Origin of the sequence: Actinosynnema mirum DSM 43827 (assembly GCF_000023245.1) — a bacterium.
In the GTDB taxonomy this organism is placed as follows: Bacteria; Actinomycetota; Actinomycetes; order Mycobacteriales; family Pseudonocardiaceae; genus Actinosynnema; species Actinosynnema mirum.
Genome location: NC_013093.1, coordinates 8,227,432 through 8,248,144 on the forward strand (window position 1 = coordinate 8,227,432; position 20,713 = coordinate 8,248,144).

The 20,713-nt window shown below is 71.5% G+C and carries 21 protein-coding genes; 11 read left to right on the forward strand and 10 right to left on the reverse strand.

Features of this window, described 5'->3' with window-relative positions; translation table 11 throughout:
- The first annotated feature begins 93 nt into the window (after positions 1–93).
- The 9 genes from AMIR_RS35080 to AMIR_RS35120 all read left to right on the forward strand — a co-directional run bounded on the left by AMIR_RS35080 (position 94) and on the right by AMIR_RS35120 (position 10,595).
- Entirely contained in the window at positions 94–618 is a 525-nt protein-coding gene (locus AMIR_RS35080; protein ID WP_015805747.1) for an NUDIX hydrolase, read from the forward strand.
- Entirely contained in the window at positions 615–2,909 is a 2,295-nt protein-coding gene (locus AMIR_RS35085; protein ID WP_015805748.1) for a DUF6049 family protein, read from the forward strand. Before AMIR_RS35080 ends, AMIR_RS35085 begins: the two co-directional genes overlap by 4 nt.
- Complete coding sequence (murJ, locus tag AMIR_RS35090; RefSeq protein WP_041837219.1) at positions 2,906–4,540, forward strand: murein biosynthesis integral membrane protein MurJ; 1,635 nt, start codon at positions 2,906–2,908, stop codon at positions 4,538–4,540. The genes AMIR_RS35085 and murJ overlap by 4 nt, the downstream gene beginning before the upstream one ends.
- Positions 4,541–4,577: 37 nt before the next feature.
- The gene (locus tag AMIR_RS35095) at positions 4,578–6,086 is read left to right on the forward strand and encodes a protein kinase family protein (RefSeq protein ID WP_015805750.1); all 1,509 of its coding nucleotides are present in this window, start codon (positions 4,578–4,580) and stop codon (positions 6,084–6,086) included.
- Between the two features lie 139 nt (positions 6,087–6,225).
- On the forward strand, positions 6,226–6,837 hold the full coding sequence (gene sigM, locus AMIR_RS35100; protein ID WP_015805751.1) for an RNA polymerase sigma factor SigM: 612 nt from the start codon (positions 6,226–6,228) through the stop codon (positions 6,835–6,837).
- The gene (locus AMIR_RS39850) at positions 6,834–7,697 is read left to right on the forward strand and encodes an anti-sigma factor family protein (protein WP_015805752.1); all 864 of its coding nucleotides are present in this window, start codon (positions 6,834–6,836) and stop codon (positions 7,695–7,697) included. Before sigM ends, AMIR_RS39850 begins: the two co-directional genes overlap by 4 nt.
- Positions 7,698–7,908: 211 nt before the next feature.
- Positions 7,909–8,904, forward strand: a complete 996-nt coding sequence (gene trxB / locus AMIR_RS35110) for a thioredoxin-disulfide reductase (protein WP_015805753.1) — start codon at positions 7,909–7,911, stop codon at positions 8,902–8,904.
- Between the two features lie 28 nt (positions 8,905–8,932).
- On the forward strand, positions 8,933–9,259 hold the full coding sequence (trxA, locus tag AMIR_RS35115; protein ID WP_015805754.1) for a thioredoxin: 327 nt from the start codon (positions 8,933–8,935) through the stop codon (positions 9,257–9,259).
- Between the two features lie 196 nt (positions 9,260–9,455).
- Positions 9,456–10,595, forward strand: a complete 1,140-nt coding sequence (locus tag AMIR_RS35120) for an N-acetylmuramoyl-L-alanine amidase (RefSeq protein ID WP_015805755.1) — start codon at positions 9,456–9,458, stop codon at positions 10,593–10,595.
- Positions 10,596–10,720: 125 nt separating this feature from the next.
- Here the strand turns inward: AMIR_RS35120 and AMIR_RS35125 are convergent, their stop codons facing one another.
- A complete protein-coding gene (locus tag AMIR_RS35125) occupies positions 10,721–11,353 on the reverse strand; it encodes a GNAT family N-acetyltransferase (protein WP_015805756.1) in 633 nt (210 codons plus the stop codon).
- Positions 11,354–11,504: 151 nt separating this feature from the next.
- Here AMIR_RS35125 and AMIR_RS35130 point away from each other — a divergent pair, with 151 nt between their 5' ends.
- Entirely contained in the window at positions 11,505–12,821 is a 1,317-nt protein-coding gene (locus tag AMIR_RS35130; protein WP_015805757.1) for an aminotransferase-like domain-containing protein, read from the forward strand.
- A gap of 13 nt (positions 12,822–12,834) precedes the next feature.
- Entirely contained in the window at positions 12,835–13,779 is a 945-nt protein-coding gene (locus AMIR_RS35135) for a D-alanine--D-alanine ligase family protein (protein ID WP_015805758.1), read from the forward strand.
- Positions 13,780–13,867: 88 nt separating this feature from the next.
- On the opposite strand, the gene AMIR_RS35140 is transcribed toward AMIR_RS35135, so the two are convergent.
- The 9 genes from AMIR_RS35140 to rpmH all read right to left on the reverse strand — a co-directional run bounded on the left by AMIR_RS35140 (position 13,868) and on the right by rpmH (position 20,379).
- A complete protein-coding gene (locus tag AMIR_RS35140; protein WP_015805759.1) occupies positions 13,868–14,863 on the reverse strand; it encodes a ParB/RepB/Spo0J family partition protein in 996 nt (331 codons plus the stop codon).
- Positions 14,860–15,780: a ParA family protein gene (locus AMIR_RS35145; protein WP_041838671.1), complete on the reverse strand. Its 921-nt coding sequence runs from the start codon at positions 15,778–15,780 to the stop codon at positions 14,860–14,862. Before AMIR_RS35145 ends, AMIR_RS35140 begins: the two co-directional genes overlap by 4 nt.
- A 100-nt stretch (positions 15,781–15,880) precedes the next feature.
- Positions 15,881–16,552 (reverse strand): 16S rRNA (guanine(527)-N(7))-methyltransferase RsmG, encoded by a 672-nt coding sequence (gene rsmG, locus AMIR_RS35150; RefSeq protein ID WP_015805761.1) that lies wholly within the window; start codon positions 16,550–16,552, stop codon positions 15,881–15,883.
- A gap of 553 nt (positions 16,553–17,105) precedes the next feature.
- The gene (locus tag AMIR_RS35155) at positions 17,106–17,573 is read right to left on the reverse strand and encodes an NUDIX hydrolase (protein ID WP_015805762.1); all 468 of its coding nucleotides are present in this window, start codon (positions 17,571–17,573) and stop codon (positions 17,106–17,108) included.
- Positions 17,574–17,951: 378 nt separating this feature from the next.
- Positions 17,952–18,503, reverse strand: coding sequence for a Jag family protein (locus AMIR_RS35160; protein WP_015805763.1), 552 nt, complete (start codon positions 18,501–18,503; stop codon positions 17,952–17,954).
- A gap of 28 nt (positions 18,504–18,531) precedes the next feature.
- Positions 18,532–19,608, reverse strand: a complete 1,077-nt coding sequence (gene yidC / locus AMIR_RS35165; protein ID WP_015805764.1) for a membrane protein insertase YidC — start codon at positions 19,606–19,608, stop codon at positions 18,532–18,534.
- Positions 19,609–19,611: 3 nt separating this feature from the next.
- A complete protein-coding gene (gene yidD / locus AMIR_RS35170) occupies positions 19,612–19,881 on the reverse strand; it encodes a membrane protein insertion efficiency factor YidD (protein ID WP_015805765.1) in 270 nt (89 codons plus the stop codon).
- Entirely contained in the window at positions 19,878–20,222 is a 345-nt protein-coding gene (gene rnpA, locus AMIR_RS35175) for a ribonuclease P protein component (protein ID WP_041837220.1), read from the reverse strand. The genes yidD and rnpA overlap by 4 nt, the downstream gene beginning before the upstream one ends.
- 13 nt (positions 20,223–20,235) lie before the next feature.
- Positions 20,236–20,379 carry a 50S ribosomal protein L34 gene (gene rpmH, locus AMIR_RS35180; protein WP_015805767.1) on the reverse strand — a complete coding sequence of 48 codons (144 nt, stop codon included), beginning with the start codon at positions 20,377–20,379 and terminating at the stop codon, positions 20,236–20,238.
- Positions 20,380–20,713 lie beyond the last annotated feature (334 nt).

The window sequence follows — 20,713 nt, forward strand, 5'->3', positions numbered from 1 at the left end:
GAAGAGGCAGCGTATCCGCCCTGGCAAAGCGGTTACCCCCGGCGATGATCGGGAGACGGCCCGTGGCGTCGCCCCCGCACTACCATCAGGGCCATGTCCCAGTCGTCCGGCGGCACCGGCGGACCGGCCCCGAGGCGCAGGCCCCGGCGGCGCGGTCGGCGGTTGAAGTCGGTGGACGAGACGTCCGCGGGAGGGCTCGTGGTGGACGTCACCCGAGGCCGCGCGGCCGTCATCGGGCGGCTGGATCGGCGCGGCAGGCTCCTGTGGTCGCTGCCGAAGGGGCACATAGAGCCTGGTGAGACCCCGGAGCGGACCGCGGTGCGAGAGGTCCGGGAGGAAACCGGTATTCATAGCAGGGTAATGCGGCGGCTCGGCTCGATCGACTACTGGTTCGCAGCCGAGGACCGCAGGGTCCACAAGACCGTCCACCACTTCCTCCTCGAAGCGCTGGGCGGCGACCTTTCCGACGAAGACGTGGAGGTCACCGAGGTGGCGTGGGTGCCCCTTGGCGAACTGGACGAACGGCTCGCCTACGCGGACGAGCGGCGCCTGGTGCGCCGCGCCGCCGAACTGCTCGCCGAGTTCGGCGTTGACCTGGATGGAGCGGAGTCGGCGTGAAACGGCTGCTGTCCGTGCTGGCCGCGGTGTCGACGCTGCTCGTCGCGGGTGCGACCACCGCGCCCGCGGCGAGCGCCGACTCCCCGGAGGCGGAAGCCCGCAGCACCATCGGAGAACCACCACCCGCGACCCAGGTCTGGGCCACGCGGGCGGTGTCGAAGCAAGGTCCGCAGCCGCAGACCTTCCTCAGGCTCGATGTGGAGCAGCTCAGCCCGCGCGTGGTGATGGCGGGCAGCAGCGACTCGGTCACGATCAGCGGCAAGGTCACCAACGTCGGTGACCGCCTGCTGCGCGACATCGACCTGAGGCTGGAGCGCGGCAACGCGCTGACCAAGGAGGAGGAAGTTCGCACGGCGCTGCGCGAGGGCGCCGACTCCGAGGTCGAGCAGCCGCTGTTCACCAAGATCGCCGACAAGCTGGAGCGCGGCGAGAGCAAGGACTTCACCCTGACCGTGCCGCTGCACGGCAACGACCCCAAGTCGCTGCGGGTGGACGAGCCCGGCATCTACCCGGTGCTGGCCAACATCAACGGAACCCCGGACTTCGGCGGGCGGGCGCGGCTGGCCGCGCTCAGCACGCTGCTGCCGGTCCTGACCGTCCCCGGCGGTTCGACGCAGAACGCGCCGGGCGGCGGTTCGAGGCTGACGCTGCTGTGGCCGCTGGCCGACCGGCCGCGCCTGGTCGAGCAGCTCCCCGGTGACCGGTCGGTGCTGACCGACGACGAGCTCGCGGCCTCGCTGGCGCGCGGCGGCAGGCTGTACGGCCTGCTGGAGGGCTACAAGTCGGCGCTGGACGGCGAGCTGACCGGGTCGGTCTGCCTGGCCGTCGACCCCGACCTGCTGCGCACCGTCAAGATCATGTCCCAGGGCTACCAGGTGCGCGGCCTCGGCGCGGGCAAGGGCGCCGACGACGCCAAGCTGTGGCTGGACCAGCTGCGCAGGCAGGTGTCCGGCAAGTGCGTGGTCGCGCTGGCCGACGCGGACGCCGACCTGGTGGCGCTGAACCGCGCCGGGCTCGGCGACCTGGCCTCGAACGCGCTGACCGAGGGCGCGCAGGTGGTCGGCGACGTGCTGGAGTCCCAGAAGCCGCTGCAGGGCGTGGTGTGGCCCGAGGACGGCGTCCTCGACCAGGCCACCCTCGACCGGCTGACCGGCCAGGGCGTCACCGGCCTCGTGCTGGAGCAGCCCGCCGTCGCGGGCACGACGGGCACCGGTCCGGTGACCGTCGGCGGGGACAAGAAGGCCTCGGCCGCCCGCGTCGACACCATGGTGTCCGACGCGCTGGTCGGCTCGGCCAGCCCGATCGCGGGCGCCACCACGGCCAGCACCGAGCAGGCCGTGTCGGTGCAGAACGCGCTCGCGGCGCTGGCGTTCCGCACCGGGTTCCAGGGCAACGACCAGAACGTCGTGGTCGCCCCGCCCCGGCGGTGGAACGCCCCCGAGGGCGAGATCTCCATGTTCCTGCAGACGATGAAGTCGCTGGTGGCGGGCGGCTACGCCAAGCCGGCGGGCCTGGAGTCGCTGCTGGACACCACGCCCGGCGGGCAGAGCGCGGCGCTGAGCTACCCGGTCGAGGCGGGCGCCACCGAGGTGTCCCCGGCGGTGACCACCGAGCTGGCCCGTGCGTGGCGCGGCGTGCAGGACATCGCGTCCGCCATGAGCCAGCAGGACGCCGAGGCCGCCAAGCCCGAGGACCTGGTGGCCCCGCTCCGGCTGGCGCTGCTGCGCGCGGCCTCCGGGGCGTGGCGCGGCGACGAGGCCGCGGCCCGGCGCGCGCTGACCATCGGCCTCGACCGCATCGACGGCCTGGAGTCCCAGGTCACGGTGGCGGAGCCGGCCAGCCCGATCCTGCTCGGCTCGGACAACAGCCCGCTGCCGGTGAACATCTCCAACAAGCTGGACGTGCGCGTCACGGTGCGGGTCGTCGTCGAGGACGTCCCCGGCGTCACCGTGACGCAGATGCCGGACCTGGTGCTGCCCGCGCGCGGCGCGCGCCAGGTCATGGTGCCGCTGGAGGCGCTGCGGTTCGGCAAGTTCAGCGTGCACGTGCGGCTGACCACGCCGAACGGCATCGAGCTGGGCGACCGCGCCCGGCTGGAGGTGTCCTCCAACTCCTACGGGACCATCACCATCGTCATCACGGGCGCGGCGGCGGCGCTGCTCGTCCTGCTGTCCGGGCGCCGGATCTACCGGCGGGTGCGGGCGTCGCGGGCGGCGGCCGCGCAGGTGGCGAACGAGACCAAGCACGAGGACCAGATGCCGGCCACGCCGGAGAAGTCGAGCGCGAGTTGAGCGGACCCACCACAGCACGAGAGCAGTCCAAGCAAGGGCCGTCGCTGGCGCAGGCCAGCGGCTCGATGGCCATCGCCACGATCGTCAGCCGCGCCTCCGGCCTGCTGTCCAAGCTGATGCTCATCACGATCATCGGCTCGGGCGCGCTGAACGACTCGTACCAGGCGGCGACCACGCTGCCCACGATGATCAACGAGCTGCTGCTCGGCGGCGTGCTCACCAGCGTGGCCATCCCGATGCTGGTGCGCGCCGAGAAGGAGGACCCCGACGGCGGGGAGTCCTACGCGCAGTGGCTGATCACCATGGCGGTGACGCTGCTGGGCATCGGCACGCTCATCGCGCTCGCCTGCGCCCCGCTGCTGACGGCGCTGTTCGTCGGCGACGCGGACCAGGCGAGGCCCGAGCTGGTCACCGCCTTCGCCTACCTGGTGCTGCCGGGCATCGTGTTCTACGGCCTGTCGGCGCTGCTGGGCGCGATCCTGAACACCAAGAACGTGTTCGGCCTGCCCACCTGGGCCCCGGTGCTGAACAACGTCGTGGTGATCGTGACCCTGGCGGTCTACGCGCTGGTCCCCGGCGAGATCTCGATGGACCCGGTGCGGATGGGCGAGCCGAAGCTGCTGATCCTGGGCCTCGGCACGATGCTCGGCGTCGCGGTGCAGGCGTCGGTGCTGCTGCCCGCGATGAAGCGGACCGGGTTCAAGTTCCGCTGGCGGTGGGGCTGGGACCGCAGGCTCGCCGAGTTCGGCGGGCTGGCGTTCTGGGTGCTGCTGTACGTGGGCCTCGGCTTCGTCAGCATGATCGTGCTGACCCGCGTCGCCATGAACGGCGAGGGCGCGCTGACCGCGTACAACTTCCAGTGGCTCGTCGCGCAGGTGCCGTACGGCGTGCTGGGCGTGTCGCTGCTGACCGCGCTGATGCCCAAGATGAGCAGGGCGGCGGCCGAGGACGACACCCAGTCCCTGGTCGGCGACCTGTCGCTGGGCAACCGGATGTCGGCGATCATGCTCATGCCGTTCAGCGCGCTGATGACGGTCGCGGGCGTGTCGATCGGCGTCGCGGTGTTCTCGCACGGCGCGTCCGGCCTGGAGGGCGGCGAGCGGGTCGGCACGGCGCTGGCGCTGTCCGCGTTCGGCCTGGTGCCGTACGCGATCACGCTGCTCCAGCTGCGGGTGTTCTACGCGCTCAAGGACGCGCGGACGCCGACGATCATCCAGGGGATCATCGTCGTGGTCCGGATCGGGTTGCTGTACGCGTTCCTGGCGATCTCGCCCCCGGACAAGCTGGCGGCGGGCGTGTCCATCGCGATGTCGCTGAGCTTCGTGGTCGGCTGCCTGGTCGGCCAGCTGTGGCTGCGGGTGCGGCTGGGCAGGCTGCGCACCGGGTACACCGTGTGGACGGTGTGCCTGTCCGTGGTGGCGTCGGCGATCGGGTTCGGCGTGGCGACGGGTCTCGCGTGGGGCCTGGTGTCGGTGCTGGGGCTGGAGAGCCCGGTGCCGACGGCCGCGTGCGAGCTGGTCGTCCAGACCGTCGTCGGGCTCCCGCTGAGCTTCGGGCTGATGGCGCTGTTCCGGGTGCCCGAGGTCAAGCCCGCGCTCGACAAGGTGATCCGCCTGGTGCGTCGCCGGTGAACGCGGGGCGACGTCCACTTCCCGTACGCTCGGCAGCGTGAGCGGCGGTCAGGCCCACAGCACCCCGTTGGTTCCCGGCGGGGTCATCGGCGACGGCAGGTACCGGCTGCTGGCGCTGTGCGGGCGGGACAACCGGTGCGACGCGCAGCTCTGGCACGCCCGTGACGGGCAGCTGGGCCGCGACGTGGCCCTCACCGTGCTGGTCGGGGTCCACACCGACCACGCGGCGGCCACGCGGGCGAAGCGGACCGCCGAGCGGGCCATGCACGCGTCCAGCTTCACCCACCCCGGTGTCGCTCGGGTGATGGAGGTGCTCACGCCGGGCAACGGCGTGAAGTTCACCGAGGGCATCCTCGCGATCATCGTCGCCGACTGGACCCAGGGCACCGACCTGGTGGAGCTGCTGGCGGGCGGGGCGCTGAGCGCGGGCGCGACGACCACGCTGGTCGAGCACCTGGCGGCGGCCGTCGAGGGCGCGCACCACGCGGGCCTCGTGCTCGGCGTGGACCACCCGCAGCGCGTCCGGGTCACCCCGGAGGGCAGGCTGCGGCTGGCGTTCCCCGGTCCCAGGCCGGACGCGATCGCGCGCGACGACGTCCGGGGCCTCGGCGCCCTGCTGTACCTGCTGCTGACCGCGAGGTGGCCGCTGCCCGGCGCGCCCGAGGGCTACCGGGCGGCGCAGACCGGTCAGGACGGCTCGCCGGTCGCGCCGAGCGCGCTGAACCCGCTCCTGCCGCACGAGCTGTCGTCAGTGGCCGTGCGGAGCCTCCAGGACACGCCGGGCGGCATCCGCACCAGCGCGGCGATCCTGCAGGTGCTGGACCAGATCTCCCGGTCCGAGGCGCAGACGGCGATGATCGAGCCGGTCGGCGGCGGCAAGGACGACGGGGTCGTGTGGACGACCCAGCGGCCCGTCGCCGGGCGGGAGCACAACCGGAAGCTGATGATCAGCGTCGGCGTGCTCGCGCTGCTGACGCTCGTGGTCATCGGGTGGTTGGGCTTCCAGATCGTCAGCTTCTTCAGCACGGACACGTCCAAGGGCAGCGGGCCGACCGTGGTGGTCGGCCAGTCGTCCCAGCCGGGCCAGCCCGACGCGCCGGTGCCCGCCGAGCCGGTGCAGCCCGCGGCGGTGGGCGTGTACGACGTGACGAACAAGCCGGACAACCCGAACCGGGCCAACCGGGCCGTGGACAACAACCCGACCACGGTGTGGCAGACCGAGGAGTACGCGCAGCCGTTCCCGGCGCTGAAGCCGGGCATCGGGCTGATGGCCTCGTTCGCGGAGCCGCTGCGGATGGCGTCGGTGTCGGTGACGTCGCCGAGCGCGGGCACGGTCGTGGAGATCCGGACGGCGCCGTCCAACGACGCGCCGCTGGAGCAGACCAAGGTGATCGCCCAGGCGACGCTGTCGGCCGGGCAGACGCAGCTGCAGCTGGGCGAGCACGAGGCCTCGCAGCACCTGCTGGTGTGGGTGACGAAGCTGGCCGAGAACGACAGGGGCAGCCAGTCCGAGATCGCCGAGGTGGTCTACGTGCGGGCCCAGTAGGACGCTCGCCCGCTCTTCCCGGACGGCGGGTCCCCACTTGTGGGGGACCCGCCGTTCGGCCGTCAGGGGCCTTCGAGGGCGGCGGGATTCCACACCCGCACTGGCGGTAGCACGCCGGTGAGCCGATACGCTCTCCCGCGTGACCGCCGCAGCCAGCTCGGACGCCGAACTCATCTCGGCTCACGCCGCGGGTGACCCCCACGCCTTCTCCGAGCTGGTCAAACGCCACCGGGATCGGATGTGGGCGGTCGCGCTGCGGACGTTGCGCGACCCGGACGAGGCCGCCGACGCGCTCCAGGAGGCGTTCATCTCGGCGTTCCGGGCCGCGGCCGGGTTCCGGGCGGAGTCGCAGGTCACGACCTGGCTGCACCGAATAGTCGTGAACGCCTGCCTGGACCGGTTGCGGCGGCGACAAACAAGGCCGACCGTGCCGCTGCCCGAGGCAGGGCCCGGCGAGCCGGTTGCTCCGCGTGACGCAATGAGTGAACGGGAAACCCGGTTGGTGGTCCAGGCTGCGCTGAACGAGTTGCCCGAGGAGCAGCGCGCCCCGATCGTCCTGGTGGACGTGGAGGGGTACTCGGTCGCCGAGACCGCGCGGTTGCTCGGCATCGCCGAGGGGACGGTGAAGTCGCGGTGCGCCCGCGGCAGGGCCAAGCTGGCCAAAGTTCTGGGGCACCTCCGGAACCAGAGTGCAAGTGCGAACGTCCCAGGTGATGGTGTCAAGCAGCAACGTCAGTGGGAGGAACGATGACCGGCAATGTGCGGCGTCCGGGGCCGCCGTGGTCCGTCGACCTACTGGCGGACCTGCACGCCGGCGCCCTCACAGCGCAGGAGGAGAACGAGCTCCGCGAGCGCATCGCCGACGACGCCGAAGCCCAGGAGATCCTCGCAGCGCTCGACGCCACGCTGAGCGACCTGGGTGCGCTGAGCAACCTCCCGGTCCCCCGGATGCCTGAAGACATCGCCGCCCGACTGGATGACGTGATCGCAGCCGAACAGCGCAGTCGTGTTGCGCAGGTCGGCGCACCGGGCATCCCGCAGCAGACCGCGGTCGCTCCCGCGCTCCCTGGGGCGGGTTACCCCGCGCAGCGGCAGCTCCCGGCTTTCGCCGCACCCGTGGCCCCCAGGACGGCCGCGCACCCCCCGTCGAACGTGGTCGACCTGGCCGCGCGCAGGCGCAAGCGCCTCGGCTGGGGCGCGGGCCTGCTGACCGCCGCGGCGGCCGTGGTGGGCGTCGCCGTGGTCGTGGTGCCGCAGCCGGGCGCCGGTGACAACGTCGTCGGCCAGCCGAGCGCGGCCCCCACGTCGACCTCTCCGGGGGTGCCGGAGGTGGAGGGCGGCAACTTCGGCCCGGTGTTCGGCGAGGTGCTCGCGGCGAAGGACTACGGGCAGCTGGAGAGCCCGGAGAAGCTGGAGCAGTGCCTGGCGGGCGGCGGCGTGACGTCGACGCCGGTCGGCTTCGCGCCGGTGAAGCTGGACGGCAGGGACGCGGTGATGTCGATCCTGCCGGGCGGCAAGCCCGGTTCGTGGCGCGTGATCGTGCTGGACCCGAAGACCTGCGGCCCGACGAACCCGGCGGGCGTGCTGGCCGACGAGGTGATCAACCGCTAGTCCCGCCTGCCGCGCCGGGAACCCGATGGTGGCGGTCGGGGCGCCCAGCGCCGGGTTCGGGTGGTGACGCAGCGGGCACGGGCGAGTGCGCTGCGCCAGCTCGGGCGACACCTCGGGCCGTTGCCGACCTCACTGCGCCCCGCTGGAATTACCGCGCCCTACGATCCGTTGAGCACGATGCACGCCTGTCGCGTCAAACGGAGGTCGTAGGGTGTCGGACGTTCGGAACCTGATCATCGTGGGATCAGGGCCCGCCGGTTACACCGCGGCGGTCTACGCCGCCCGCGCGCAGCTCGAACCGCTGGTGTTCGAGGGCTCGCAGTACGGCGGCGCGCTGATGACCACGACCGAGGTGGAGAACTTCCCCGGTTTCCGGGACGGCATCATGGGGCCCGACCTCATGGAGCAGATGCGGGAGCAGGCGAAGCGGTTCGGCGCCGAGCTGCGGGCCGAGGACGTGGACGCGGTGGAGCTGGAGGGCGACGTCAAGTACGTCACCGCCAACGGCACCCGCTACGCGGCCAAGGCCGTCGTGCTGGCGATGGGCGCCGCCGCGCGCTACCTGAACGTCCCCGGCGAGCAGGAGCTGCTCGGTCGCGGCGTGTCCGCGTGCGCGACCTGCGACGGCTTCTTCTTCCGCGACCAGGACATCGCGGTGCTGGGCGGTGGCGACTCCGCGATGGAGGAGGCCACCTTCCTCACCCGGTTCGCCCGCTCGGTCACGATCATCCACCGGCGTGAGGACTTCCGCGCCTCGCGGATCATGCTGGAGCGCGCCCGCGCCAACGAGAAGATCAAGTGGCTGCTCAACTCCGAGGTGACCGAGGTCGTCGGGACGGGCGGCGCGGTCTCCGGGCTGAAGATCCGCGACACCAGGACCGGCGAGACCGCCGAGCACCCGTTCACCGGCTTCTTCCTGGCGATCGGCCACGACCCGCGCAGCGCCCTGGTGCGCGGCCAGGTCGACGTGGACGACGAGGGCTACGTCAAGGTCCAGCCGCACAGCACCTACACCAACGTCGACGGCGTGTTCGCCGCCGGTGACCTGGTGGACCACACCTACCGCCAGGCCATCACCGCCGCCGGTTCCGGCTGCTCGGCCGCGATCGACGCCGAGCGCTGGCTGGCCGAGCACGGCGCGGGCGAGGCCGCCGTCACCGCCGAGCACGTCGGCGGCGGCTACGGCGAACCCGCCACCACCGGCTGATCCCCACCCCCACCCGAGGAGAGAACACATGGCAGGCTCGACCGTGGTCGTGTCCGACAAGACCTTCGCCGACGACGTGCTGACCAGCGAGAAGCCCGTCCTGGTCGACTTCTGGGCGACCTGGTGCGGCCCGTGCAAGATGGTCGCCCCGGTGCTGGAGGAGATCGCGGCCGAGCACGCCGACAAGATCACCGTCGCGAAGCTGGACATCGACGCCAACCCCGGCATCGCCCGCGACTACCAGATCATGTCGGTGCCCACCCTGATCCTGTTCCAGGGCGGTCGCGCCGTGAAGCAGATCGTGGGCGCCAAGCCGAAGGCGGCGCTGCTGAACGACCTCGCCGACGTTCTCTGAGACACATCTGACGCCCACTGGGCGCAGCTCTGTTACGTGGCCCGTCCGTCTTTCGATAAGGCGGGCGGGCCACGTTCGTGTGGCCCGTGTGGGTTTCCTGCTAGCCCTGGGTGAGTCCGCCGCTGTGGCAGGGGCACAATAGAGCGATATGTCTAGCGTCGGCCCGTAGTCGACGCCCGTAGTGAGCGAGGGGTGAATGCTGCTACTCCGCCGCGGCGATGTCGGCCAGGACGTGGCCGAGGTCAGGGCCACCCTCACCAAGCTGGGTCTGCTGACCGATCCGCACGCGTCACGGGTGTTCGACCTGTCGGTGGAACACGCGGTGCGCACCTTCCAGCAGCAGCGCGGCCTCATCACCGACGGCCTGGTCGGTCCGGCCACGTACCGCGCGCTGCGCGACGCGAACTACCGGCTCGGCGACCGCCCGCTGGCGTTCCTGATCGCCCAGCCGGTGACCGGCGACGACGTGCTGACCCTCCAGGAGCGGTTGCTGGAGCTGGGCTACGACGCCGGGCGCGCGAACGGCGAGTTCGGCCAGCAGACCGAGCAGGCCCTGCGCAGCTTCCAGAGCGACTACGGCCTCGTCGTGGACGGCATGTGCGGCCCGGACACGGTGCGCGCGCTGCGCCAGCTCCAGCCGAAGGTGCGCGGCGGCAGGCCGGTGTTCCTGCGCGAGCAGGAGCGGGTGCGCAGGGCGGGCCCGAGGCTGTCCGGCAAGCGCATCATCATCGACCCCGGTCACGGCGGTGACGACCGCGGCGTGGTGGTCGACGGCGTCGCCGAGGCCGACCTGATGCTGGACCTGGCGCGCCTGCTCGAGGGCAAGATGGCCGCCACCGGCATGGAGGCCCTGCTGACCAGGGGGCCGAACAACAACCCGGACGAGAGCGAGCGGGCGAGGTTCGCGAACGACGCGGGCGCCGACCTGATCCTGTCGCTGCACCTGGACGCGAACCGGTCCCCGCACGCGTCGGGCGTGGCGAGCTTCCACTACGGCACCGGCAACGGCACGTCGTCCACGGTCGGCGAGGGCCTGGCGGGCTTCATCCAGCGCGAGATCGTGGCGCGCACCGGGATGCAGGACTGCGGCACCCACCCGAGGTCGTGGGACATGCTGCGGATGACCCGCTGCACGGCGGTCCGCGTGGAGATGGGCTACCTGACCAACGCGGGCGACCGCGAGCGCCTGATGAACCCGGCGTTCCGCGACGTGGTGGCCGAGGGCGTGCTGGTGGCGGTGAAGCGCCTGTACCTACTGGGCAAGAACGACCAGCCGACGGGCACCTTCTCCCTGGCCGACCTGGTCCGCCACGAGGTGACGCCGCAGGCGGGCTGACAGCCGCTGAACGTGTACGACGAAGGCCCCGGTTTCACGTGAAACCGGGGCCTTCGTCATCAGCAGGTGGTGCTGCGGGGCGACCGCACAGGCCCACGAGCCCGTTGCGACCGCCTGAGCGTCCCTCAGGCGGGACGGAAGCTCGGTTCCGCCGTGGTGACCGTGACGGTGTTCAGCAGGCGCTCCAGGGCCGCCTCGACGTCTTCCTTCCACGACGACGCGCTGCGCAGCTCCAGCCTGAGCCTCGGCCAGCGCGGGTGGGGGCGGACGGTCTTGAAGCCCACCTGAAGCAGGAAGTCGGCCGGGGTGACGCAGGACGGCTTGTCCTCGGAGGGCTGGTTGTCGCCGAAGGCCTCGATCGCCTTCACGCCGCGCCGGGTCAGGTCCTTCGCCACGCCCTGCACCAGGACCCTCGCGAGGCCGCCGCCGCGGAACTCCGGCAGCACCTCCAGCGAGGTCATCAGCACCGCGTCCGGGCTCACCGGGGACGTCGGGAACGCCAGGGAGCGGGGGACCGCGGCCGGGGGAGCGTAGAAGACCGAGCCCGCGGGGATGCCGTCGCAGTAGATGATGCGACCGCAGGAGCCCCACTCCAGCAGCACGCTGGAGACCCAGGCCTCCTTCTCGAACTCGGTGTCCCCGAACTCCTCGGCCTGCTCCTTGAGGTGCGGCGCCAGCTCCCAGAACACGCACGTCCGCCCGTGCTTGGACAGGTGCTCCAGGTTGTCCAGCGTGACGCCAACGACGCGACGCGACACCCGGACCTCCAGATTGTTAACCGCAAGGCGAACCACCATGAGGATAGGCGGATGTGACCCCGGCCCGGAAGCGGGATGCCCTGAACGGGACGGTGGTTACACTCAGCCGGGACCGACCTTCCCGGTACGCAGCCACCACGGAGTGCCCCCAATGACCGCACCCGGACAGCCCGCCAAGCAGGGCCCCAGAAGTCTCGACCCGCATCTGCGCAGGTACGCGGCGCGCACCGCGGGCATGACGGCATCGGAGATCCGGGCGCTGTTCGCGGTGGCGAGCCGTCCCGAGGTGGTGTCGCTGGCGGGCGGGATGCCCCACTTGGCCGCGCTCCCGATGGAGTCGCTGAGCGCCGAGGTCGGCCAGCTCCTGGCCACCGACGGGCTCGTGGCGCTCCAGTACGGCTCCGCGCAGGGCATCCCGGTGCTGCGCGAGCAGATCTGCGACGTGATGGCCCTGGAGGGCGTCTCCGCGCACCCGGACGACGTCGTGGTGACCGTCGGCTCCCAGATGGGCCTGGACATGGTCACCCGGCTGTTCTGCGACCCCGGTGACGTGGTGCTCGCCGAGGGCCCGTCGTACGTGGGCGCGCTCGGCTCGTTCGCCGCCTACCAGGCGCAGGTCGTGCACGTGGGCATGGACGCCGAGGGCCTGGTGCCCGAGGCGCTGCGGGAGGCGATCGCGGGCGTCGAGCGCGCCGGGCGCCGCATCAAGTTCCTGTACACGATCCCGAACTTCCACAACCCCGCCGGCGTCACGCTGGCCGTGCAGCGGCGGGCCGAGGTGCTGGAGATCTGCCGCCAGCACAACATCCTCGTGGTCGAGGACAACCCGTACGGGCTGCTCGGCTTCGACGGCCAGACCTACCCGGCGCTGCGCTCCAGCGACCCGGACAACGTGGTCTACCTGGGCTCGTTCTCCAAGACCTTCGCCGCCGGCCTGCGGGTCGGCTGGGTGCTCGCGCCGCACGCCGTGCGGGAGAAGCTGGTGCTGGCCGCCGAGTCCGCCACGCTGTGCCCGCCCACGCTCAACCAGATGATCGTCTCCCGCTACCTGGAGACGCACGACTGGAAGGGCCAGATCAAGACCTACCGCGAGGCCTACCGCGAGCGCCGGGACGCGGCGATCTCCGCTCTGGAGCAGCACATGCCGGTTGGTTCCACGTGGAACAAGCCCGACGGCGGGTTCTACGTGTGGCTGACCGTGCCGGAGGGCATCGACACCAAGGCGATGCTGCCGCGCGCGATCACGCAGCGGGTGGCGTACGCCTCGGGCACCGGTTTCTACGCGGACGGGCTGGGCAGCAGGCAGCTGCGCATCTCGTACTGCTACCCGACGCCGGAGCGCATCCGGGAAGGCGTCCGCCGACTGGCGAACGTCATCAAGGACGAGATGGAGCTGCACGAGACGTTCGGGCCCGCCACGGGTCGCGCCGTCTCCGGTCCGCAGGCCCCCTCGCCCGACACCGCATGATCAGGAGTTGACGTTGTCCAACCGCTGGGTCGCAGTGCTGTCCGGTGGCCTTTCGCACGAGCGGGAGGTGAGCCTGCGATCCGGTCGGAGGCTCACCGCCGCTCTGCGCTCGGCCGGTCTGGTCGTGGAGGAGTGGGACGCCGACGGGCAGCTCCTCAGCAGGCTGAAGGAGCACCGGCCGGACGCCGTGGTGGTCGCCCTGCACGGCGGCGAGGGCGAGAACGGCTCGGTGCAGACCATCCTGGAGCTGGCCGGGGTGCCGTTCGTCGGCGCCGACTCGCGCGCGTGCCGCCGGGCGTGGGACAAGCCGACCGCGAAGGGCGAGCTGTCCCGCGCCGGGCTGGCCACGCCGGAGTGGGCCGTCCTGCCGCACGCGACGTTCCGCGAGCTGGGCGCGCGGCCCGTGCTCGACTCGATGATCGACCGGCTGGGCCTGCCGCTGATGCTCAAGCCCGCGCAGGGCGGGTCCGCGCTGGGCGCGCAGGTGGTGCGCGACGCCGCGGACCTGCCGTCCGCGATGGTCGGTTGCCTCGCGTACGGGGACACCGTGCTGGCGGAGCGGTTCGTCGAGGGCGTCGAGGTGGCGGTCGCGGTGGTCGACGGCCCGGACGGGCCGCACGCGCTGCCGCCGGTGGAGATCGTGCCGGAGAGCGGGGTGTACGACTACACCTCCCGGTACACCGCCGGGCTGACCGACTTCCACGCGCCCGCGCGCCTGGACGAGGCGACGGCGAAGGCGGTGGGGGAGTTGGCGGTGTCGGCGCACCGGCTGCTCGGGCTGCGGGACGTGTCGCGGACCGACGCGATCGTGGAGCCGGACGGGACCGTGCACTTCCTGGAGGTGAACGTGTCGCCGGGGCTGACCGAGACCTCGACGCTGCCGATGGCGGTGGAGGCGGCGGGCACGTCGCTCGGCGAGATCTACGCGGCGTTGATCGAGCGCGCGGTGTCCCGCTGAACCCGATTTGCTGAACTTTTTTAACGAATACGGCCCGTGTCCACGTGGACACGGGCCGTATTCGTCACCGTTACATAAGTCCCTGGGGTCATCCCATGCTGTCGGAACGGCCCTGGTGGGCCCCCTCCGGCGACATGAGACCGATGATCCGCTCCAGGTCGTCCACCGAGCCGAACTCGACGACGATCCGGCCCTTCCGCTGACCCAGCTCGACCTTCACGCGCGTGTCGAAGTTGTCCGACAGCCGCTCCGCCAGCTCCTGCAGCCCCGGCGCCTCCACCGGCTTCCGCTTCGCCTGCTTCGCCTTCGTGGGCTCCGCGCCCCTCGCCAGCACGACGGCCTCCTCGGTCGCCCGCACCGACATGCCCTCGGCGACGATCCGGGTCGCCAGGTCCTCCTGCGCGCCGGGGTCGTCCAGGCCGAGCAGCGCCCGCGCGTGACCGGCCGACAGCACACCCGCCGCCACCCGCCGCTGCACGGGGAGCGGGAGCTTCAGCAGCCGGATCGTGTTGGTGACGACCGGGCGGCTGCGGCCGATCCGCTCCGCCAGCTCCTCGTGGGTGACGTCGAACTCCTGCAGCAGCTGCTGGTACGCCGCTGCCTCTTCGAGCGGGTTCAGCTGCACGCGGTGGATGTTCTCCAGCAGCGCGTCCCGCAGCATCGCGTCGTCGGCGGTCTGGCGGACGATCGCCGGGATCGTCTTCAGGCCGGCGAGCTGGGTGGCGCGCCACCGGCGCTCACCCATGACCAGTTCGTACTCGCCCGGCTTGAGCATCCGCACGACGATCGGCTGCATGAGGCCGAACTCGCGGATCGAGTGCTCCAGCTCGTGCAGCGCGTCCTCGTCGAACACGTGACGCGGCTGCTTCGGGTTGGTCCTGATCGAGGTGACCGGCAGCTCCTGGTACACCGCGCCCGCCACCTCGACGGGCGGGGGAGCGGCGGCGGGCGGCTCCTCGGTGGCCGGTCGCGCAGGGGCGCCGCTGGGGACGCTCCGGAGCGGGGCCGGTGCACCCGGCGGGGGGCCGCTCGGGATGAGGGCCGCGAGCCCGCGCCCCAGGCCACCCTTGCGCTGTTCCGTCATGCCAACCCCATCTCCGAGCCGTAGACCGCGATCTCCCGAGCGGCGTCGAGGTAGCTCATCGCGCCTCGTGAGCCCGGATCGTAGGCCAGGATGGTCTGCCCGTAGCCCGGTGCCTCGGACACCTTCACGCTGCGGGGGATCACGGTCTTGAGGACGGTGTCGCCGAAGTGGCCGCGCACCTCGCTGGTCACCTGGTCGGCGAGCTTGGTGCGACCGTCGTACATCGTCAGCAGGATCGTGCTGACGTTCAGGTGCGGGTTGAGGTGCGCCTGCACCAGCTCGATGTTCCGCAGGAGCTGACCGAGCCCCTCCAGCGCGTAGTACTCGCACTGGATCGGGATCAGGACCTCCTGGGCCGCGCACATCGCGTTGACCGTCAGCAGGCCCAGCGACGGCGGGCAGTCGATGAACACGTAGTCGGGCTGGAAGTCGTCCAGCGCCTCCGGGCTCAGCGCCTCCTTGAGGCGGGACTCGCGGGCCACCATCGAGACGAGCTCGATCTCGGCGCCCGCGAGGTCGATCGTGGCGGGCACGCAGTAGAGGTTCGGGGAGGCGGTGCTCTGCTGGGCGGCCTCGGAGATGGAGATCTCGCCGATCAGCACCTCGTACACGGACGGGGTGCCGGAGCGGTGCTCGACGCCGAGCGCCGTGCTCGCGTTGCCCTGCGGGTCGAGGTCGATGACGAGAACCTTGAGCCCGTGGATGGCCAGCGCGGCGGCGAGGTTGACCGTGCTGGTCGTCTTGCCCACGCCGCCCTTCTGGTTCGCCACGGTCAAGACGCGGCGCCGGGTGGGCTTGGGGAGTTGGAGGGAGTCGGGATGCAGGACGCTAGTGGCGCGAGCTGCTTCCTCCGCGATCGGGGTCCACACGGTGCTGTCTCCTACCGGGTCCGCGTTGTCGTCAGGCCGGGACTCCAGCCCGACCCCACCTTCGTTCGGCTCGGTTTCACGTGGAACAGCCGTTTCACGTGAAACAGCGGGCTCCCGGAACTCCGGGACGAGGTGTCCGCCCACCACCTCACCGAGCCTTTTTTGCTCTGCGGTCCTTCCGGGCCGCCGGTTCTGCGCGCTCGACGACCACCAGCGTCGTCGGCACGTCGAGCACGTCACCGCCGCAGGAGGCCACGCGCGGCCGGACACCGCCGGCCCGCCGCACCGCCTCCGCGTCGCGGTCGATCTCCTCCTGCGCGCTCTCGCCCTTGAGGGCGACGAGGTGGCCGCCCGGTCGCAGCAGCGGCAGGCACCACCCGGCGAGCCGTTCGAGCGGGGCCACGGCGCGCGCCGTCACGACGTCCCTGTCCGCCAGCCGCTTCCGCACCGGCCCCTCCTCGGCCCGACCGCGCACCACCTCGACCTGCAAGCCGAGCGCGTCGACCACCTCGGTCAGCCACGCGACCCGGCGGGCCATCGGCTCCAGGAGCACCAGCTCCAGATCCGGCCGAGCGATCGCCAGGGGGATGCCGGGCAGGCCCGCACCCGAGCCTACGTCCACGACCTTGCTCCCCTGGGGAAGCAACTCCGCGACGACGGCTGAATTCAGGACGTGCCGCTCCCAGAGGCGGTCGACCTCTCGGGGACCGATGAGCCCGCGCTCGACCCCGTGCTCGGTGAGCATGGCGGTGAACTCCACCGCCTTCGCGCTGTGCTCGCCGAAGACCCGTTCAACGCGGGCATCAACTTCTCCGGTCATGTCTCCCGTTCCACGTGAAACCACACGCCGCTCAGAACGCGGGTGGGGGTGAGGGGTGCGGCCTCCGTCGGGCGTCGAGCCCGTGAACTGTGCCGACGACCACTATGACGGATCACCCCGGCGACACGCCAAACGCCGTGACGAGATCGACGCTGTTTCACGTGAAACAGGGGGTGGTGTTTCACGTGAAACAGGGGGAGTGGGGCCCGTGGGCGGATCGGCAGGCGGGCGGTGCCAGCCGGACAGGGGCAGAAGCCGGGGTCTGCCGGGGCCAGCCGTGCGAGGTCTACGGGCGGGGACGTCACGCGCGCGAGTCGGCCGTGAGGCCAACCTCAAGCGCGACCGCGCGGGGTCGCGCTCCAGGCGGGGTCGCACCGGAGTGCGACCGGACTTCGGGTGCTGCTGCGCCTCAGGTCTGGCGGAGCGACGAACGCGGGGACGGGTCAGGCGCGTCCCGGCGCGGTGCGCCTCGGCGAGCGCGGTCCGGTTCGAGCGCGTCCCGGTTCAGCGTGGCCGCGCCGAGGCACGGCCACGTTCCACGCACGCCCACGTTTCACGTGAAACTCGGCAGGTGCCCGTGCGGCGGTGCGGCGCGGAGGAGTTCCAACCCGAAGTCGACCGACTCGACGTGGTCGAGCGCGGGCACCTGGTCGAGCGGGAACCAGGCGGCCTCGTCGGTGGACCCGTCCACCTCGAAGGTCAGCTCGCCGCCGACGACCTTGGCCTCGTAGATGATGCGCAGCCGGTGGTAGTCGTACTCCAGTCCGTCGACGTTGCTGACGCGCTTGCCGACCGAGGTCTGCATCCCGAGGAGCCGCTGGACCTCCACGTGGTACCCGGTCTCCTCGTGGACCTCCCTGATGACCGCGTCGTAGGGGTCCTCGCCGAACTCGATCCCTCCGCCCGGCAGGATCCACAGCTTCTCGCCGGAGCCGATCCAGCGGGAGAGGAGCATCTTCCCGTCGTCGATGACGACCGCGTAGGCGGCCACGCGGAACTTCCTCGGGTTGAGCTGAGTCATCCACGGACCGTTTCACGTGAAACACGGGAGCGGAAGAGGCTTGGCGAGTGGGGTGGATGACCTTCGCGGGAGGGGTTCGAGTGCTAGGGGTGACCGGCTGAGGCGGGAGCGCCGGGACGCGGGCGCTTCTCCCAGAAGCGTTCTCTCAGGAAAACCGCCCAGCCGAAAAAACCGCCCCACCAAACCCCGCGCCCCCTCGCGCCCGCCCTGCCACTCCCGTCCCGCCTCGCGCCCACCCCCCGGACGACCGGACAGCACGCAGCCTCCGGCAGCAGCACGGGCCAACCCCCGGAACGACCCCGAACAGCAGAACGGCCCGGCCCCCACCGGGGACCGGGCCATCGTGTTCACGTCGCGGCCCTGGGGCCGCGTCCGCGGTCAGCTCTGCGGGAGAACCACGACCCGCCGCTGGGGCTCCTCGCCCTCGCTCTCGCTGTGCACGCCCGCCACCGAGGCGACCGCGTCGTGCACGACCTTGCGCTCGAACGGGGTCATCGGGTGCAGCCGCACCTTCTCCCCGCTGGCGGCGACCTTCTCCGCCGTGGTCCGGCCCAGCTCGGCCAGCTCGGCGCGCCTGCCCGCCCGCCACCCGGCGATGTCGAGCATGAGCCTGCTCCGCACGCCGGTCTCCTGCTGCACCGCGAGGCGGGTCAGCTCCTGGAGGGACTCCAGGACCGTCCCCCTCGGGCCGACGAGCTTCTCCAGGTCCTCACCGCCGTCGATGCTGACGATGGCTCGCCCGGCCTCGACGTCCAGGTCGATGTCGCCGTCGTAGTCCAGCAGGTCGAGCAGGCGCTCCAGGTAGTCACCGGCGATGTCGCCTTCCTGGACGAGCAAGTCCTCGGCGGAACCGGACGACCGGTTCTCCGCCACGCCCTCCGAGTCCGCCTCAGGCGCGTCCACGTCGGCCGCCTGCAACGTCTCCGACACGTTGTCTCCTCTCCAGGGACGCGAGCGCTCAGCGGCGCTTCTTGTTGCCCTGCTTCTTGCTTGGGGAACGGTCTGGGCTCAGACCGGAAATCTGGTTCGCCGAGCTGTCCGACGTCGTGCCCTCGTCCGCCGCACCGCTCTCCGGGGTGGCGGTGGTCTTGGGGGCCGTGCCGTTCTTGGGGCGCTGCGTCGGCGGCTTGAGGCCCGCCGCCTTCGCGTTGACGGCCTTCACCCCCGCGTTGCGCACCGGCTTGGCGCCGGGCTTCGGCTTCGTGCCGGGCTTGGGCGCGAGGCTCTGGCGCTGCTCGATCGCCGCCGCCTTCTGCGCGGCTTCCTCGCGGTCGATGCGGCCGTACACGACGCGCTGCTGCATCAGGGTCCAGCCGTTGTTGCTCAGCCAGTAGAGCAGGATCGCGACGGGGAAGAAGAAACCACCGGCGAGCGCGCCCAGCGGGAAGACGTAGACCACCAGCTTGTTCATGATGGCGGTCTGCGGGTTCTCCGCCGCCGCCTGCGTCTGGCGGGCGACCGAGTGGCGACCGGTGAAGTGCGTGGCGACCGCGGCGACCACGGCCAGCGGGATGGCGACCGCCATGACGGCGGTGCGTGAGGTGCTGAACAGCTCCAGCTGGTCGGCGGGCATCGTGATGAACGTCGACAGGTTCGCGCCGAAGAGCTTGGCCTGGACGAACGAGTCCACCCCGGCCTTGTCGAAGAAGTAGACCTCGCCCCAGCCGGGCTTGAACGAGCGCAGCACGTGGAACAGGCCGATGAACACCGGGATCTGCACCAGCATGGGCAGGCAGCCGCCGAGCGGGTTCACGCCGTGCTCGGCCTGGAGCTTCTGCATCTCCTGGGCCTGGCGCTGCCGGTCGTTCGCGTACTTCTTCTTGATCTTCTGGAGCTCGGGGGCGAACTCCTGCATCTTGCGCATCGAGCGGACCTGGCCGACGAACGGCTTGAACAGCAGGGCGCGCAGGGTGAAGACCAGGAAGATCACGGACAGGGCCCAGGCGATACCGCTCGACTCGCCGAAGATGCGCCCGAACACCCAGTGCCAACACCACAAGATGAAGGACACCGGGTAGTAGATGAAGTTGAGCACTAGCTACTCCTCGGCAGCGACGTCGGGGACCCGTTTCGGCGGAACGGGGTCCAGGCCTCCAGGGTGCCAGGGTCCGCAGCGGCCGAGTCTGCGCACGGTCAGCCAACTGCCGCGGAGCGCACCGTGGACGGTCAGGGCTTCCACCGCGTAGGAGCTGCACGTGGGGTGGAAGCGGCAGGTGGGGGGCAGGTACGGCGAGATGAACCGCTGGTAGAAGCGGATCGGCAGCACCAGTACCCGCACCGCGGGGCGGACGGGCGCGGGGTCGGTCATCTGACCAGCCTGCGCAGCGCGGCGTCGACGTCCTCGGCCAGCTCGGCGCTCGACGCGGTCGCCGCCGGGGGCAGCGCGCGCACCACGAGGGACGAGCCGGCGGGCAACGACGCCAGTCGGTCCCGCAGCACGTGGCGCAGCCTGCGGCTGACGCGGTGGCGGACGACGGAGTTGCCGACGGCCTTGCTCACGACGAAGCCCACCTTGGACTCTGCGTCCAAGGTGGGCTGCACCGGAATCATGGCGTGCACGACCAGCCGAGGCCGTCCTGCTCGGCGGCCTCGGCGGACCACCAGGCCGAAGTCCTGGCTGCGGGTCAGCCTGCCGGCCGCTGGGAGCACGGCGGCGCGGCGATCAGGCGGAGAGCTGCTTGCGGCCCTTGGTGCGGCGCGCGGACAGGATCGCGCGACCCGCACGGGTGCGCATCCGCAGCCGGAACCCGTGCGTCTTCGCACGACGGCGGTTGTTGGGCTGGAAGGTGCGCTTACCCTTGCTCACGGTCGGACTCCCGAGTGCTTAAAACTGCAAAGCAGGTCTGTGGTTGTCCCCTGCGCCGGTGAGGCGCGCAGGCACGCTAAACGCACCTCGCACAAGACGGGAGACTCTGTAGAGAGTACGCAGCCCGGGTGCGTTGACTCAAATCGGGGGTCCCCCGGCGCCGCCCGGGGGCGGCCGACCTGCGGTCCTTGTGGCATCGCCGGTGACCTTGTTAGCGTGCTCCCTCCGCGTGCGGTCGTGGCAGGAGCGCCAGGCGCGCGCACGAGCACGACGTCCGGGGAGCGACGGGGGGACCGCTGCGCCCGGGTCCCACGTCAGTGCACAGTTGTGGATA